This is a genomic window from Salipiger abyssi (assembly GCF_001975705.1).
GTDB lineage: Bacteria > Pseudomonadota > Alphaproteobacteria > Rhodobacterales > Rhodobacteraceae > Salipiger > Salipiger abyssi.
Window position 1 is genome coordinate 252207 of record NZ_CP015093.1, and the last position, 15594, is coordinate 267800.

At 62.6% G+C, this 15594-nt stretch carries 17 protein-coding genes; 10 read left to right on the plus strand and 7 right to left on the minus strand.

Translation table 11 applies throughout. The features are described 5' to 3' along the window. The first annotated feature begins 217 nt into the window (after positions 1 to 217). From Ga0080574_RS04810 to Ga0080574_RS04835, 6 genes are all read left to right on the plus strand, one after another. A complete protein-coding gene (locus Ga0080574_RS04810; RefSeq protein ID WP_156876301.1) occupies positions 218 to 886 on the plus strand; it encodes a recombinase family protein in 669 nt (222 codons plus the stop codon). Between the two features lie 736 nt (positions 887 to 1622). Further along, positions 1623 to 2690, plus strand: a complete 1068-nt coding sequence (locus Ga0080574_RS04815; RefSeq protein ID WP_156876302.1) for a GIY-YIG nuclease family protein — start codon at positions 1623 to 1625, stop codon at positions 2688 to 2690. Between the two features lie 132 nt (positions 2691 to 2822). Beyond that, positions 2823 to 4355 carry a type I restriction-modification system subunit M gene (locus tag Ga0080574_RS04820; RefSeq protein ID WP_237219322.1) on the plus strand — a complete coding sequence of 511 codons (1533 nt, stop codon included), beginning with the start codon at positions 2823 to 2825 and terminating at the stop codon, positions 4353 to 4355. Continuing rightward, positions 4352 to 5515 (plus strand): restriction endonuclease subunit S, encoded by a 1164-nt coding sequence (locus Ga0080574_RS04825; RefSeq protein WP_076695644.1) that lies wholly within the window; start codon positions 4352 to 4354, stop codon positions 5513 to 5515. The genes Ga0080574_RS04820 and Ga0080574_RS04825 overlap by 4 nt, the downstream gene beginning before the upstream one ends. Further along, entirely contained in the window at positions 5508 to 6032 is a 525-nt protein-coding gene (locus tag Ga0080574_RS04830) for a KwaA family protein (protein ID WP_076695646.1), read from the plus strand. The genes Ga0080574_RS04825 and Ga0080574_RS04830 overlap by 8 nt, the downstream gene beginning before the upstream one ends. Continuing rightward, positions 6033 to 6425, plus strand: a complete 393-nt coding sequence (locus Ga0080574_RS04835; RefSeq protein ID WP_076695648.1) for a hypothetical protein — start codon at positions 6033 to 6035, stop codon at positions 6423 to 6425. Here the strand turns inward: Ga0080574_RS04835 and Ga0080574_RS04840 are convergent. From Ga0080574_RS04840 to Ga0080574_RS04870, 6 genes are all read right to left on the minus strand, one after another. Next, positions 6364 to 7472, minus strand: a protein-coding gene (locus Ga0080574_RS04840) for an IS3 family transposase (RefSeq protein ID WP_156876303.1) whose coding sequence is annotated in 2 segments (ribosomal slippage) — positions 6364 to 7223 and positions 7223 to 7472 — 1110 coding nt in all. Because the reading frame shifts where the segments join, the coding sequence is not laid out codon by codon here. The genes Ga0080574_RS04835 and Ga0080574_RS04840 overlap by 62 nt on opposite strands. 62 nt (positions 7473 to 7534) lie before the next feature. Next, the gene (locus Ga0080574_RS04850) at positions 7535 to 8884 is read right to left on the minus strand and encodes a tyrosine-type recombinase/integrase (protein ID WP_076695651.1); all 1350 of its coding nucleotides are present in this window, start codon (positions 8882 to 8884) and stop codon (positions 7535 to 7537) included. Between the two features lie 390 nt (positions 8885 to 9274). Next, positions 9275 to 9571: a 3-hydroxyacyl-CoA dehydrogenase family protein gene (locus Ga0080574_RS26430; protein ID WP_076695653.1), complete on the minus strand. Its 297-nt coding sequence runs from the start codon at positions 9569 to 9571 to the stop codon at positions 9275 to 9277. Continuing rightward, positions 9568 to 11274 carry an enoyl-CoA hydratase-related protein gene (locus Ga0080574_RS04860; RefSeq protein ID WP_076695655.1) on the minus strand — a complete coding sequence of 569 codons (1707 nt, stop codon included), beginning with the start codon at positions 11272 to 11274 and terminating at the stop codon, positions 9568 to 9570. Before Ga0080574_RS04860 ends, Ga0080574_RS26430 begins: the two co-directional genes overlap by 4 nt. Positions 11275 to 11398: 124 nt before the next feature. Next, the gene (locus tag Ga0080574_RS04865) at positions 11399 to 11623 is read right to left on the minus strand and encodes a hypothetical protein (RefSeq protein ID WP_076695657.1); all 225 of its coding nucleotides are present in this window, start codon (positions 11621 to 11623) and stop codon (positions 11399 to 11401) included. 50 nt (positions 11624 to 11673) lie between these two features. Beyond that, positions 11674 to 11976, minus strand: a complete 303-nt coding sequence (locus Ga0080574_RS04870) for a TraR/DksA family transcriptional regulator (protein WP_237219323.1) — start codon at positions 11974 to 11976, stop codon at positions 11674 to 11676. 167 nt (positions 11977 to 12143) lie between these two features. On the opposite strand from Ga0080574_RS04870, the gene Ga0080574_RS04875 reads away from it, so the two are divergent. From Ga0080574_RS04875 to Ga0080574_RS04890, 4 genes are all read left to right on the plus strand, one after another. Next, positions 12144 to 13007, plus strand: coding sequence for an MBL fold metallo-hydrolase (locus Ga0080574_RS04875; protein ID WP_076705693.1), 864 nt, complete (start codon positions 12144 to 12146; stop codon positions 13005 to 13007). Positions 13008 to 13077: 70 nt separating this feature from the next. After that, positions 13078 to 13503 (plus strand): YeeE/YedE family protein, encoded by a 426-nt coding sequence (locus Ga0080574_RS04880; RefSeq protein ID WP_076695661.1) that lies wholly within the window; start codon positions 13078 to 13080, stop codon positions 13501 to 13503. 1 nt (position 13504) lies between these two features. Beyond that, a complete protein-coding gene (locus tag Ga0080574_RS04885) occupies positions 13505 to 13942 on the plus strand; it encodes a DUF6691 family protein (RefSeq protein WP_076695663.1) in 438 nt (145 codons plus the stop codon). 10 nt (positions 13943 to 13952) lie between these two features. Continuing rightward, a complete protein-coding gene (locus Ga0080574_RS04890; protein ID WP_076695665.1) occupies positions 13953 to 14384 on the plus strand; it encodes a protein tyrosine phosphatase family protein in 432 nt (143 codons plus the stop codon). Between the two features lie 3 nt (positions 14385 to 14387). On the opposite strand, the gene Ga0080574_RS04895 is transcribed toward Ga0080574_RS04890, so the two are convergent. Then, the gene (locus Ga0080574_RS04895; RefSeq protein WP_076695667.1) at positions 14388 to 15542 is read right to left on the minus strand and encodes a FliM/FliN family flagellar motor switch protein; all 1155 of its coding nucleotides are present in this window, start codon (positions 15540 to 15542) and stop codon (positions 14388 to 14390) included. Positions 15543 to 15594: the final 52 nt, after the last annotated feature.

The following is a 15594-nucleotide window of genomic DNA, read 5'->3' on the forward strand; positions in this document are numbered from 1 at the left end:
CCCTCGTTTGCCTCCGTTGGGGCCTCTCATTGCCGTTCACACCGGATCGCTTCCGATACCCTTCGGCTAGACCGTTTCGGATCCTGCTCTGTGTCCAATAGGCTATACCTCTGTGGTCGCTCCGCAACGCTCGCAAAAACATGTCCGAATAGCTTGCGAATCATTAACGGACACCTCTACAAACGGACGCAAGTTAAACGGACAGATGGAGTGCCAGATGACCCCGACCGCCAAGACAGTCCTGTATGTCCGTGTCTCGACCGCCGGACAGACCAGCGACCACCAACTCACGCAGGCCCGCGCTGCCGGGTACGAGATCAAGGATAACCACGTCATTACTGATCACGGCGTATCCGGCGTGAAGACGGTCCTCAAAGAGCGCGATCAGGGCAGGCGTCTATATGACCTCCTCCAGCCCGGTGATACGCTCCTCGTGCGCTGGGTGGATCGCCTGGGCCGGACCTACAGTGACGTGAAGCAGGTCATCGAACACTTCAACGCCATGGGCGTGACCGTGAAGACCGTCATCAACAACATGACCTTCGAGGCCGACTACAAGTTGGAAGACCCCACCTTGCGCGCTGCACGCGATGCCATCCTCGCCTTCATGTCGGCAATAGCAGAGGCCGATGCCAAGGCGAAGGCCGAGGCACGGCAGGCTGGTATCGACCACGTCAAGGCGTCACCGGACGCGAAGCGCAAGTACCGTGGAAAGCCCCCCAGCTTCGACCGTGCAACCTTCGCGCAGGTCCAGAACATGCTGTCACAGGACGGTGTGACGATCAGCGAGATTGCCCGCGAGGCAGGTATCTCCCGGCAGACGGTCCATAGGATCAAGGACGATCCGGTCAAAGCAGAGGAGGCGCTGACGCGCTGGGGCATGTAGACCTCAGCCGGACCATCCACCGGCCACGCCCTGCCGCCAGACGGACTCACAAGCCCGCTCAGACAGCCATCTGGGCGGGCTTCTCACGTCAGGACCATAAAGCCTCGACGACCGATCAGACACACGCTTTATACCCTCGCCATTGCCGCGCGCGACGCCGTCTCTGTCATCATGGTCGAGATGGTGCGCAGGGCAGTATGCAGGCGAGGCCGATGCGGGGTTGTGGTGACGGGTCGCCAGGGCAGCACCGCGACCCTGCACCCTGATTGCTGGACCGATGCACTGGACAGCGCGTCAGACTGCGCGAATCAATGGGCCACGTTCTGGCCCGAATTGAAGGAAAACCACGCCCGACCACCTAAGCGACACGTTTCCAGGCTGCGCCCAATCTGGGACCCAGGGTGGGTATAGGGCGCCGTCTGGAAACAGGCTGCAGTAGCTGGAACGAAGTCGGAATTACATGAGCGTTGCCGTTGCCTTGGCAATTATCGTGGCGGCACGCTGCAAATTGTGGAAAATCTGTTTTGAAATGAATTTGGAAAATATTACCCTTCAATCTTCCTGGCTACATTTCCATTGCATCTGAAAAATTTTCTGCCGTTCCAATGGTGCGTCAGTGCTACACTTGGTTGCGCGCGAAAATCGTAAGATGCTGTCGGTAAGATATAAATTCGTTGACTCTCGATCGTCGCTTCTCACCATTTTTGGGAGTTAAATCCAAAAAGGAGGGCTATGTGTGAAAAAAATAAGTGCGCACATTAATCGCGGTGCAGCTCTTGCAAATTCGGGTCCGGGGAGCTTTAAGGCTCTGTTCGGCGGTGATAATAAAAAGTACTGGCGCGCATTGAAGCGGCGGCAGGCAGAAATGACCCCGGCGGATGTTTTGTTTCCTGAATGCCTGCGTGGACGACGGCGTGTGTCTGAGATCGTGGCGGAAGGGCGGCGCTACCCGAACCTAAAGGAGGCTTGCAGGGATTTGCAGCCCTTGGCGTCGGAGAAGACCATCTACCGATGGATCAAAGGAGGGATGTCCCCTGAGGAGGCGTTTTGCAGAGTTCCCAATCGGGGAATTGCCGATGGCATCATCTACGCGGTCCGTCATGGGGCGTCGGGCAAAGCCTATGTTGGGCTGACCGTTCAGACCCTGGAACGTCGCTGGGAGTTCCATTGCTATCAGGCCACTCGTGGATCGATCACTGGCTTGGACTCGCTGCATGCAGCAATTCGTGAACACGGTCCTGACGCCTTTTCGATGGTGGAGCTGGACCGTGGCGCAGCAAAGAAAGACCTGGAGGACAAGGAGCGTCGTTGGATCAGGAAGCTCGGTACTTTGGCACCCAACGGATTTAACCTTCACGCTGGCGGTGTGTCTGGCGGCAGGAACAAGGTCCCGCAAGTTGTGGATGGCAAACCTTTCCCTGGTTTGACGGAGGCTGCGGCGTATGTTGCGAAAACCCGCAATATCTCGGTCGCCGCCGCCAAGAAACGCATCCAAGTCGGTCGCATTGATGTACGGACTCCGGCAAAGCCTGGGCAAAGCCTCGTCAAAACCAAAGAGTACAAGGCGTGGTCTCATATCGTCCATACCGTGATCAATCCGAAAGCTGCGAAGGACCACATCCCCGGCGTCACCCTTTACGAGCCTTGGCGCGACTTCCATGTGTTCCTCGCAGACGTCGGCGAAGCCCCCGGTGAGCGGTACGCTCTGTTCCGCGTCGACCGGGATCGCGGGTACGAGCCGGGCAATGTGCGCTGGATGCCCAGGGACGAGGCCTATGAGGTCGCGGGGTACGGGGGGCAGTAGTCCTACACAGGGACGGCTGGCGCAGTCGGCAGCGATCAATCCGTAGCCTTGAAAACAGCAGAAAAATCCGACGGGTCGTGCGAAAGCTCGGCCCGTTCGCTTGTATTGCCGCCACTGTCCTGCCGTGTATAGATGGCACGCAAAAGGCGAGTTTTCCCAATGAATCCCATTACGCAGCAGGAAATCAACAAGGCAGCATGGGGCGCGTGTGACACCTTCCGGGGCGTGGTCGATCCCTCGATCTACAAGGACTACGTCCTGACCATGCTGTTCCTGAAATACATCTCCGATGTGTGGAAGGACCACAAAGCCCGCTACGAGGCGGAATACCCCGACGCCCCCGAACTCGTCGCTGCGATGATGCAGCAAGAGGCGTTCGCGCTCCCCGAGGGTGCCGGGTTTGATGCGCTGCACAAGCGTCGCTTCGAGGCTGGCAATGGCGAGCGGATCGACAAGGCCCTGCACGCCATCGAAGAGGCCAACGGCACCAAGCTCAAGGACGTCTTCCAGGACATCAGCTTCAACTCGAACAAGCTGGGCGACGAGGAGCAGAAGAACGACATCTTGCGCCACCTCTTGGAAGACTTCGTCAAGCCCGCTCTCGACCTGCGCCCGTCTCGCGTCGGCGCGCTCGACATCATCGGCGGGGCCTACGAATACCTGATCTCGCGTTTCGCGGCGACGGCGGGCAAGAAGGCGGGTGAATTCTACACCCCCGCCGAAGTCTCCGAGCTGATGGCACGGCTGGTCGATCCGCAGGAAGGCGACGACATCTGCGACCCGACCTGCGGCTCGGCCTCGCTGTTGATGAAATGCGGGCGGCTGATCCGGGAACGCACCGGCACGAAGCGCTACGCACTTTTCGGGCAAGAGGCCATCGGTTCGACTTGGGCGCTCGCCAAGATGAACCTCTTCCTGCATGGCGAAGAGAACCATCAGGTCGAATGGGGCGATACGATCCGAAACCCCAAGCTGCGCACCTCGGACGACATGCTGCGCCACTTCGACGTGGTCGTCGCCAACCCGCCGTTCAGCCTCGACAAGTGGGGGACCGAAGCGGCAGATACCGACAAGTTCGCCCGCTTCCGCAGGGGCATCCCTCCCAAGACCAAGGGCGACTACGCCTTCATCCTTCACATGATCGAGACCCTGAAACCGGGCAGCGGGCGCATGGCCGTGGTGGTGCCGCACGGCGTTCTGTTCCGGGGATCGACCGAGGGTAAAATACGTCAGAAGCTGGTCGAGGAAAACCTGCTCGCCGCAGTGATCGGCCTGCCGGAGAAGCTGTTCTTCGGCACTGGTATCCCGGCGGCGATCCTTGTCTTCCGCAAGCGCAAGGCGGATGACAGCGTGTTGTTCATCGACGCCAGCCGCGAGTTCGTGGCAGGCACCAACCAGAACGTGCTGAGCGAAGCGAACCTGGCCAAGATCGTGGACACGCATCAAGCCCGCGAGACGGTGGACAAATACGCCTACCGCGCCACGAAGGCAGAGATCGCAGAGAACGATTTCAACCTGAACATCCCTCGCTACGTCGATACCTTCGAGGAGGAGGCCGAGATTGACCTGAAGGCTGTGCGCAGCGAGCGGGCACGGCTCAAGGACGATCTTGCCGAGCTGGAAGCCCGAATGGAAGGGTATCTGCGGGAGCTGGGTTTGGCATGACATGGGAAAACCAACGGCTCGGCGACTTCATGTTCAGTCGCAGAACCAAAGGAGAAGACGGGCTTCCGACCCTATCCGTCACGCTAGATCGTGGGCTGGTGCCGCGCGATAGCTTGGAGCGCAAGACGGATACGAACTTGGAGGCTGGGGAGCACCTCCGAGTACTGCCCGGAGATATTGCCTACAACATGATGAGGATGTGGCAGGGCGCATCTGGTCTGGCCGAGCAAGAGGCGATCGTTAGCCCGGCCTATGTCGTGCTCGCGCCTAAACCAAACCTCGCACCTCACTTCGCCTCATACCTTTTCAAGACGCCTCGAATGATCCACAGCTTTTGGGCGTATTCCTACGGGCTGACGAACGACCGCCTGCGGCTCTATCCAAAAGACGCTCTTAAGGTGCCGGTTGCGATCCCCCCCCTCCCTGAGCAAAAGAAGATCGCGGAAATCCTCTCAACCTGGGACGAGGCCATCGAGACGACGGAGGCGCTGCTAGCCATCGCCCGCACCCAGAAACGCGCTCTCATGCAAACCCTCCTCACCGGCAAACGCCGCTTCCCCGAGTTCGAGGGGCAAGAGTGGCGCGAGGTGCGGTTGGGGGACATTGCGCGCACTTGGTCTGGTGGAACTCCTTCGCGGAAGAGACCAGAATTTTTTGGTGGAGCGATACCTTGGATTAAATCGGGCGAAGTCAACGCGGCCCGCGTTTTGTCCACAGAAGAGACCATAACGGAGGCCGCGCTTGCTGCCTCCGCCGCAAGGATGGTTAGTCCCGGAAACATTCTCGTGGCAATGTATGGTGCCACTGCTGGTGTCGTATCAATTTCAGGCATCCCCGCAGCGATAAATCAAGCAATCCTTGCAGTTGAACCCAGTGCCGGAACAGATGGTGCCTATCTGCATCGTTCAATCGAATTCGCCATGGATAAGACCAAGCGCCTTACCCAAGGGGGGCAGCCAAACTTAAATGCGGCAATAATTCGGTCCACCAAGTTATTTCTTCCGGAACTTGAAGAGCAGCGACTCATAGCGGGTGTAATCGATGACGCGCAACGTGAAATTGACGCGTTAAGAAACCAAACCGAAAAACTTCGTACCGAGAAGAAAGCCCTTATGCAGCAACTCCTGACCCGCAAGCGACGGGTGCAGGTCGATGCTTAACAGCCTCGCCCGTCTGGCCCTGACCGCCACGGCCATCGCTCCCGTGGGTTTCACCTATGCGTTCGTCGCTTTCTTCAACGATGCACTGAAAGCGATGTTCTGGCTTCTGGCTGGGTCGGTGGTCTTGGTGGTCATCTGCTTATGGGTCTTGCGCACCACGCGCAGCCGGCGGGCACCAGCGGCGGAGCGCCACAAGATCACGACCGTCGAGCCGGCTGACCGCGAAAACATGGCGATCATGCTCCTGTACCTCCTGCCGCTCTTCACCGCAGACTTCGACAAACTGAACTGGGTCATGTGGGTACCGACAATTGCGATCTTTGCCTTCATTGCCGTGACGAGCCACAGCTACTTTTTCAACCCCTTGCTCGGCGCGTTCGGGTGGCACTTCTACCGCGTCGGAACGCCGCAAAACGTGACAAACATCCTGATCACGAAACGGACGATCCGAAAAGGCGACCAAGACATTTTCGGGATCGAGCTGGGTGACTACGTTATTTTGGAAACGGAGAAATAGATGCCGAGAACACTGTTTGCGTTGTGTCGTGAGGACGGCGGGAGTGTTGTGCGCCGGGTGCCCCTAGAAGCGGGAGTACAGGGCGATGTCGAGGAAATTTTTGACGCGCAGGAGCAGAGGTTTTTCGCCGACAAGGACGAGCCAATCGAGTTCAACGGGGACTGGAAGCCGGATGGCAACGAACTCCTCTGCATCACTGACGCCGACCTATTGGCCCAAATCAATGAAACCTTGGTCAATGGAGCTGGCGCTTACGATCATCTGGACATCACGGACTACGAAGCTGCCGGGGTCAAAGCTCTTGACCTGCTCCCCATAGAGTCCGCGTTTTTTAGTTCGCTCTGTTCAGGGTTTGGTCCTCTACTGACCGTTGGTGATACTCCCACGGTGTGAGCCCGTCGAGGCTCGTGTGGGGGCGATGGTGGTTGTAGTCTTCGCGCCAGGCCGAGATAAGCTCCCGGGCGTGGCGCAGGTTGGCGAACAGGTGCTCGTTCAGGCACTCGTCGCGCAGGCGGCCATTAAAGCTCTCGACGAAGCCGTTCTGCATGGGCTTTCCTGGCGCGATGTAATGCCACTCGACCTTGCGGTCCTCCTGCCATTTCAGGATGGCATTCGATGTCAGCTCCGTTCCGTTGTCACTGACCACCATACATGGATAGCCGCGCACCCGGGCGATGCTGTCGAGCTCACGGCCGACACGTTGCCCCGACAGCGAAGTGTCCACGACCGTCGCCAGGCATTCCCGGCTGAAGTCGTCGATGACGCACAGCACCCGGAACCGGCGCCCGTCTGAGAGGCTGTCCGAGACGAAGTCCAGGGACCATCGCTGGTTCGGCCCTTGTGGGATCGCCATCGGGGCCCTCGTTCCGATCGCGCGCTTGCGACCGCCGCGCTTGCGCACTGTCAGGCCCTCTTCCCGGTAGATCCGGTAAAGCTTCTTCCAGTTCACCTTCCAGCCTTCGCGACCAAGAAGCAGGTGCAGCCTTCGATAGCCGAAGCGACGCCGTTCGCTGGAAATCGCCTTCAGCCTCTCCCGCAGCTCGGCGTCTACAGGTCTAATTGATCCACGTCGATACACACGCGGGTCGATCCCGGCCAGGGCACAGGCCCGCCGCTGGTTGTAGTTCTTCTCTGTCATGGCCCAGTCCACGGCTCGTCGCCTTGCACCGGGCTTCAGAAGTTTTTTCCCAGCATCTCCTTGAGCGTGGCCACATCCAGCATCTGCTCCGCGAGCATCTTCTTGAGCTTCGCATTCTCAGCCTCCAGCGCCTTCAGCCGTTTGGCCTCCGACACCTCCATGCCGCCATACTTCGAGCGCCACTTGTAGAACGTGCCGTCACTGATGCCATGCTTCCGGCACAGCTCCTTGGCACCTATCCCGGCCTGGTGCTCCTTTAAAATGCCAATGATCTGCTCTTCGCTGAAACGGCTTTTCCGCATTGTCTGTCTCCTCGTTTGGAGAACAGGCTAACTTCAAAACGCGGACTTTTCAGGGGAGCAGGTCACTCCATCTCCAACCGCGTCGGCAGGTCTTCCTCGTCGTAGCCTTCGGAGTGGAACCACGCTTCGATCTCTGCTCCTGACCGATGAGACCCATCCAGCCCCGGCCTTTCTGGATTCGATTCAAGGTAATCGCGCAGCTTCGCCTGACGGCGCTGGGCGTTCACCGATGCGCTCTCTTTGCTGGTTAGGAAATCGGCCCACTGCTGCATGACCGCGAGCCGCTGGGGCAGGAGTTTGGACCGCAGGTAGGCCGCGTCCGATGCTTTCTCGACCTTGTGCTGGATGCACCGGATGGCCATGTCCTTGTCGCAGATTTGCTCGTCGCCGCACCACGTTGCAAAGGTCGCCCGGAAGCCATGAGCGACGGCATGACGACCATCGGCTGCTTTCCAGTCATGGTCCTTCAACCACTTCCCCCATGTGTTTTCGCTGATGACGCCCTTCTTGCGGGCGGTCGGTGACGGGAAGATGTAGTCGCTGTCCTCTACGGCGAAACGGCGCTTGGCTAAGCGGAGAAGGTCTAGCGACTGCCGCGTCAGCGGCGCTGCGAAAGGTTCTCCTGTCTTCGTCGTCTCTGGCGGGATGTCCCAAACCATCGCCTTCATGTCGATCTCGGCCCATCTGGCCTGCGTCACGTTTGAAACGCGCGGGACGTTCAACAGATAGAACTTGAGGCCGATGTGCGCCACGCTGTCGCCCAACGCCATCCAGAGATCGGGCATGTCCCGCCAGTCGAGCGCAGGGTGTCCCACGCTCTTCTGGTTGATCCGGGGAAGCTGCGCCTTCACGAGCTTCTTCACGTCGCTCAGGTGCGTTTGCTCACGCCCCTTGGCGTGATCCATCACAAGGTTCAAGCGGTCCAACGCCTTGCGCCCCACATCCCGACCGTTGATGGGCCGGATCACTTCAATCAGATCGTCGAGGGAAAGCTCCGCGACCGGGCGATGTCCGATCTTTGGGAAAACGTGCGTCTTGAGAGGTGATAGCCACCGCCCCGCTTCACCGCCGCCTTTCAATCCACCCTTGTAAAGCTCGAAGAACTCGTAGGTTATACCCTTGAAGGTCTTCGACCGGGCAGGCTTGGCCCAGAGCTTCCGGGGGTCCCTGCCTTCGGCCACAGCCTTCCGGCACTCCTGTGCCTTCTCCCGCGAGCGCTTCAAGCTCACCGCAGGGTAGGCCCCGAGGCCCATCTTCGAACGCTTGGCCTTGCCATCGACCGTTTCGGTCCAACGGAACTTCCACGAGCGGGAGCCTGTCTTCTTCACGTCAAGGAACAGCCCGCCGCCATCGTGTAGCTCTCCGGGACCGGCGTTCCGGCACTCTGCGTCAGTCAGTTTTTCCATCACCATGATCGGCTCATAGCACCGCCAAACAGAGCTTTCCAGAGGGGCCAATCGAGGGGCCAACACTAAGACCCATAGACACGCTTGGGTAGAGTATATATATCGTAAGATACTGAAAATACTACGTTTGACTCGAATCCTTGCGGCTGATAAGAGTGAAAAAATGTGCCGTGTGGGGGCACCAGTTTTAGTGGCCTATCGCGCAGGGCGCTGCTTGAGGCCGGGTTGGTTGGCCTATCGCGCGGGGCGCTACTTGAGGCCGGGTTGATTGGCCTACCGCGCAAAGCGCTGCTTTAAGCCGGGTTATCCTAGAGACCTACCGCGTTACCCGAACTGTGTGTCAGCCATCTACTTTTGAGCCGATCAGGACAGGGCGATATCTCATCGCCGCCGGGCTCAGCCGTTCAGGTCGTCGAAATTCCGACCGTTCTTGATCAGCTCCGCGAAGACCGGCTCCGGCGTCCAGAAGGCGCGGTCGGGGTGGTCGAACGCCTCCATCGCGCGGCGCAGGGAGAGCAGGCCGATCACGCCGGCCAGATGCATCGGACCGCCGCGCCAGCGCGGCAGATCCAGCGCCATGATCGCCGCCAGGTCGATATCCGAGGGCCGCGCCGCCATGCCCGAAGCCAGCATGCGCGCGCCCTCATTGGCCATGGCGCCGAGCATGAGCTTGCGGATCGCATCCGGCGTCATCGGCTCGGCAGACGGGCGCTCGGCCTCCAGCAGCGGACGTAGCGCGGGATCCGGCCGGGGATGGCCCGGCTCGGTCTGCCAGTCATACACGCCCCTGCCCTGCGCGCGGCCCCCCGCCCCTGGGCGAGCAGCAGCGCCGACCAGTTGCGCGCGCCCTCGGCACGGCTGCGCTGCGCCAGCTTGTCGAGACCGATCCGGTCGCGGAACTGGAACGGCGGGCGCTGCCAGCCCCAGTCGCGCAGCGCACGGTCGATCGCATAGGGATCCTGCCCGGCATCCACCAGAGCATCGGCGGCGCGCTGGCAGGCCCCCATCAGCCGCGACGCGAGGCTGTCGCCTTCCGAAGTCACCTTCACCGGCACCTTGCCGAGTGCCCGCGCCAATGAAAGCGCCGCCGCGAGCTGCGCCGGCGTGGCGGAGGGACCCGCGATCACTTCGACGAGCCGCATCGCATAGACGGGTTGAGCGAAACGCAGCCCCAGCCCCTCGACGCGCCCGGTGCAGGCCACCGCCCGCACCACATCCCCGGGCGCCGGCACGTCGCCCTGGCCGGGCGCCGCATGCAGGATCATGTCGCTGTCACCGGTCATGTCGGTGCTGTCGCCCACACGCAGCCCGCCCATGCGGTCGCGTGCGGTGTCTTCGTCGATCACCCCGTGCGCAACGCTCTGGCGGAACATCTCGTTGACCTGCGGAACGCCGATGCGCAGCCGCGCCGGATCGCGCGTGCCCCAGTTCACCGCCAGTCCCGCATTCAACGCCGCATAGACGAGCTGCGCCGCAAGCGGCCCGCCGCCCAGCACCGCGATGCGCCGCAGCTCCGGCAGCTCTGTCCCCGCCGGCAAGCCAAAGCGCAGCGCCCGGCGCTCGGCCACCTGCGCGGCGCGCAGCGCTTTCGACTGCTCCGATCCGGCGCAGGTCTCGAACGCATCGGCCTCGAAGGCAAGCCCCGCCTCAAACGGCAGCAACAGCGCCGCCTCCACCGCCGCGACGATTTCGCGCGGGGCGAGCTCTGGCTGCGCCGCGACGCGCTCGCGGCACCGCGCCACCTCCTGCTGATAGGCGGGGGCATCGGCAAAACCGCGCCGCAGTTCAGCGCTCTGGCGCGGCCCCTTGTCCTCCGCCAACAGCTTGCGCACGAAAGCACCGGTGGCGCCGAGCAGATCGCTCTCCGCCACCGCGTCGACCAGACCGCGCGCCGGCGGCGCGTCGATGGCATAGAGGGCACCGCTCAGCATCATGTCGAGCGCGCCCTTGGCGCCGATCATCCGGGGCAGCCGCTGCGTGGCCCCGGCAGACGGGAGCAGCCCCAGCCGCACCACGGGCAATCCGACCCGCGCCGAGGCAAGCGCAACCCGGTAATGCCCGGCCAGTGCAAGCTCCAGCCCGCCGCCCAGCACATGGCCATGCAGCGCCATCACCACGGGCAGCGGGGCGGTCTCGATCCGCGAACAGAGATCCGCGAGCGAGGGCGCCGCGTTCTGGCGGACGACCTCCTCTGCATCGGTCACAATGGGAAAGCTTTTGCCACGGCCATGGATCACAACGGCCCGCGCGCCGGGCTCGGCAAGGGCGCGATCAAAAGCCGTGAGCAGCGCCGCGCGCAGCTCGCGCGTGAGCACATTCGACGGAGGGGGCGGCAGGCCGAGCCAGACCACCCCGTCTCGATGGGAATATTCGACCGCGTCCCGCGACTCTGTCATCCGCCTGCCCCCGCAAACCGGCCCGATCACCGGACCGGCGCCTCTGGTCTTCGCGCTTTTCCGCGCGATTTCGCGGCATTAGACGGGAAACTCGCGATTATGGCAAGTTTGAAGCAGCCTCGCCTCAGATCGGCATATTGTCGAACTGGTCTTCGACCTCGTTGTCGCCATCCGGGCGCACCAGCTTCAGCGCGCTCTGCGGCACCTTGCCGCCGCGCGCCTCGAGCTCTTCCACATGGCGCTCCAGATCGTCCAGCAGATCCTTGTAGGCGGTTGCATCGGCCGAGGCCGTGGCATGTCCGATTTCGGCCTCGAGCTCGGCGATCCGGGCTTTCAGGGCTTCGATCATCTCTTCACTCCTCCTCTCTCTGTTATCTCTCAGACCGGGACCATCCCAGCCTATCTCTTCTGTCCCCCGGCGCAGGCGGCGCACAGCGGCGCCTCGGGCAGCACGTCGAGCCGTGCCTCGGAAATCGCCTCGCCGCAGTTCAGGCAGTAACCGTATTCGCCCTCGTCCATGCGGTTCAAGGCCGCCTTGATGCGGGCGATTTCGGTCTGTCCGCTGGCGCCGAGGCTTTCCAGAACCTCGTCACCCTCGCGCTCGACGGCGCTTTCCTCCCAGTCCTTGGGCCGCGGCGCCTCCAGCGAATCCTCGATTTCCTCGAGACGCGCGCCCAGCTCCTCCAACCTCTTCAGCAACATGGCTCTGTATTTTTCATATGGCATCGGTCTGTCCTGACACACTACACCGCCCGATAAGATGCCGCTTTCAGCATGCCTCCACCATGACACAGGTCAAGTACAACGAATCCTTGCTTACATATTCACCTTTGAATATATGATTTCCCAAACTGGAGGATACCCCCATGATGTCACCCGAAGTCACCGCCTTCTTCGACGACGCCACCAACACGATTTCCTATGTCGTGCGCGATCCCGAAGGGTCGTCCTGCGCGATCATCGATTCCGTGCTGGATTTCGATTACTCCTCGGGCCGGACCGACACCCGCTCCGCCGATGCGGTCATCGCCTTCGTCCGCGAGAAGGGTTACAAGGTCGAATGGCTGCTGGAAAGCCATGTCCATGCCGACCACCTCAGCGCCGCGCCCTATATCCAGGAGGCCGTGGGCGGCAAGATCGGCATCGGCGACCGCATCAAGATCGTGCAGGACACGTTCGGCAAGGTCTTCAACGAAGGCACCGAGTTCCAGCGCGACGGCTCGCAATTCGACCAGCTCTTTCAGGAGGGCGACAGCTTTCACATCGGCCAGCTGCGCGGCGACGTGCTGCACACGCCGGGCCATACGCCCGCCTGCCTGACCTATGTGATCGGCGATGCGGCCTTTGTCGGCGATACGCTCTTCATGCCCGATTTCGGCACCGCGCGCTGCGACTTCCCCGGCGGCTCGTCGGAGACGCTCTACAACTCGATCCAGAAGATCCTCGCCCTGCCCGACGAGACCCGGATCTTCGTCGGCCACGATTACAAGGCGCCGGGCCGCGAGGAGTATGCCTGGGAAACCACGGTGGGCGAGCAGAAGGCCGCCAACATCCATGTCGGCGCCGGCAAATCCAAGGACGAGTTCGTGCATATGCGCGACAGCCGCGACGCCACGCTGGCGATGCCGAAACTGATCATCCCGTCGTTGCAGGTGAACATGCGCGCGGGCCAGATGCCGCCCGCCGACGAGCAGGGCGACGTCTTTCTCAAGGTGCCGGTGAACAAGCTCTGAGCACCCAATGGCGCCCCCGCCGCGAACCGGGGGCGCGATCGCAACACACGACCAAGGGAACGCGCGAACAATGGAACAGGACTGGATCTGGGGCCTGATCGGCGGCTTGCTGATCGGCACCGGAGGGGCTTTTTATTTGCTTTTCAACGGGCGGATCATGGGCGCCTCCGGCATCATCGGCTCGCTGGTGGACGGCTCGGCGGGCAATACGAAATGGGAAAAGCTGGTGTTTCTGGCAGGCGTCGTGCTGCTGCCGATCCTGCTCTTCCCGGTCTATCGCGAGGTGGATCCGCATATCACCGACAATGTCGCGGTGCTGGTCGCCGCCGGGCTGCTGGTGGGCGTGGGCACCCGCATCGCCAATGGCTGCACCTCGGGGCACGGCGTCTGCGGCATCTCGCGGCTCTCGGTGCGCGGCATCGTGGCGACGGTCTGCTATATCCTCGCGGGCGGCGTCGGCGTCGTCATCTTCCGCCATCTCCTGGGGGTGATCTGACATGCAACGGCTGATTTTCGCATTCATCGCCGGTGGGTTCTTTGGCGCGGGGCTGTTTGTCTCGGGCATGACCGACACCAGCAAGGTGCAGGGCTGGCTCGACGTGTTCGGCGCCTGGGATCCGACGCTGGCCTTCGTCATGGGCGGCGCGATGATCCCGATGTTCATCGCCTGGGCCATCGCCGGGAAACGCAGCGCCTCGGTGCTGGGCACGCCGCTGCCGCCGGCCCCGTCGAGCCGGATCGACCGCAAGCTGATCATCGGCTCGGTGCTGTTCGGCGCGGGCTGGGGGCTGGCCGGGATCTGCCCGGGCCCGTCCATCGCCTCGCTCAGCTATGGCGGTACGGGGATCTATATTTTCGTCGCGGCGATGCTGACAGGCATGGTGCTGGCACCTTTCCTGCGGACACGTCTGGACAAAATGGTGCCTGCCGAGTGATCTTGCCGCCATGGCATTGATCGAACTCACCCCCGGCTATTTCGTCTCCCCGCAAATTGCGGTGGAAGAGGTGCCCGCCCTCGCTGAGGCGGGCATTTCCCTTGTAATCTGCAACCGTCCCGATGACGAGGTGCCACCCTCGCATCAGGCGGCGGCGCTCGAATCGGCGGTGCGCGCCGCCGGGATGGACTTTGTCCACATCCCGGTGACCAACGACACGCTGACGCTCGACCAGGTGGCGCAGCAGGCGGCGCTGATCGAGGCGGCGGAGGGGCCGGTATTTGCCTATTGCCGCTCCGGCACGCGCAGCTCCATCGTCTGGGCCATGGGCCAGGCCGGCAAGATGGAGACCGACGCGATCCTTAGCGCCGCGACCAAGGCGGGCTATCAGCTCGACGGGCTGCGCCCGACGCTCGACGCGCTGGCCGCGCAGAAGGGCTGAGACTCAGGACTCCTCGATATCGAGCGGGGCGGCGGCGAAGTCGAAATCGAAATCGCCGCCCTCCTCCGCCTCGTCCTCGCCGGCCTCTGCCGGTTCCGCATCGAAACTGAAATCGCCTGTGTCGAACTCCATCGGCGGCAGATCGGGCAGATCGCCGGCCATCTCCTCCGGTTCGAGATCCGGCATGGGCGCAGGCTCCTCCTCCATCGGCAATTGCGGCGCGCGCGGTTCCGGCGCCGGGTCATGCTCTTCCATCACCGGCGGGGCAGCACCCTGCGGCGTGCCCTCGGGCCAGGCCAGCCGCACCGCGCGCATGCCGTTCATCTGCCCCAGACGCCCGCCCGCCACCGCCGCGCCGGAGCCCGCGACAAAGGACACGCCGTCGAGCGCCTCCGGCGGCAGCGGGATCAGATCGCCGGGCTTCAGCCGCTGCGCCGCGCCGAGCGGCAAGCTGAGACGGCAGAGCACCGCATCCATCTGCACCGGCAGCAGCTTCATCTTGCGCTCATGCGGGCCGGGCGCATCATCGCCACCCTCCGCATCGGGCGCCGCCTCGCCCGCATGCGGGCGGTCGGGCAGCACCAGCAGCAGCTCGCCGCGGCGGCGGCCCAGCGCCAGATCCACCGAGACGCGAAAGCTGCGATAGCCCGCCGCGTCCAGCAGCAGCCCAGCGGCGCGAGCATCCTCGATCATCGCGCCGTAGCGATAACCCTCGAATTGCGGTTGCAGCGGGTGGCCGTCGAGATAGCGCGCCAGCCGCTCCATCGTCGCGTCGATCAGAGGCGCCACCATGGCCGCGTCGGTCTGGGTGAGCGGGCGATCCTCGACCGGCATCTGGGTGACCTGCAACAGCGTCTGCACCTCGATCAGCCCGGTCATCACCTCGCGGTCGATCATGGCGAGGCCCAGCGCGCCCTCGGGGCCGTCGAGCAGCAGCAGCAGGGTGTTGGCGGGCAGCATCTCGACCACGCCGTCCTGATCGGCCATCTCCTGGCCGACGCCATGGGTGACCAGCGCCAGATCCCACAGCACGTCGGCCGCGCGCGACAGCGCCCGGCGCAGGGCCTTGGCCGGCGACATCCCCCGCGCCTCGAATACGCGGCGGGCGGCGCTGGCCTTCTGGCCCAGAACGTCATCCTGTCTGACGGTTTCTCCCATCACCTGCTTGGCCTGTTCTCCGGCTGACTCCCGACCCTGTATGGCGGGATTT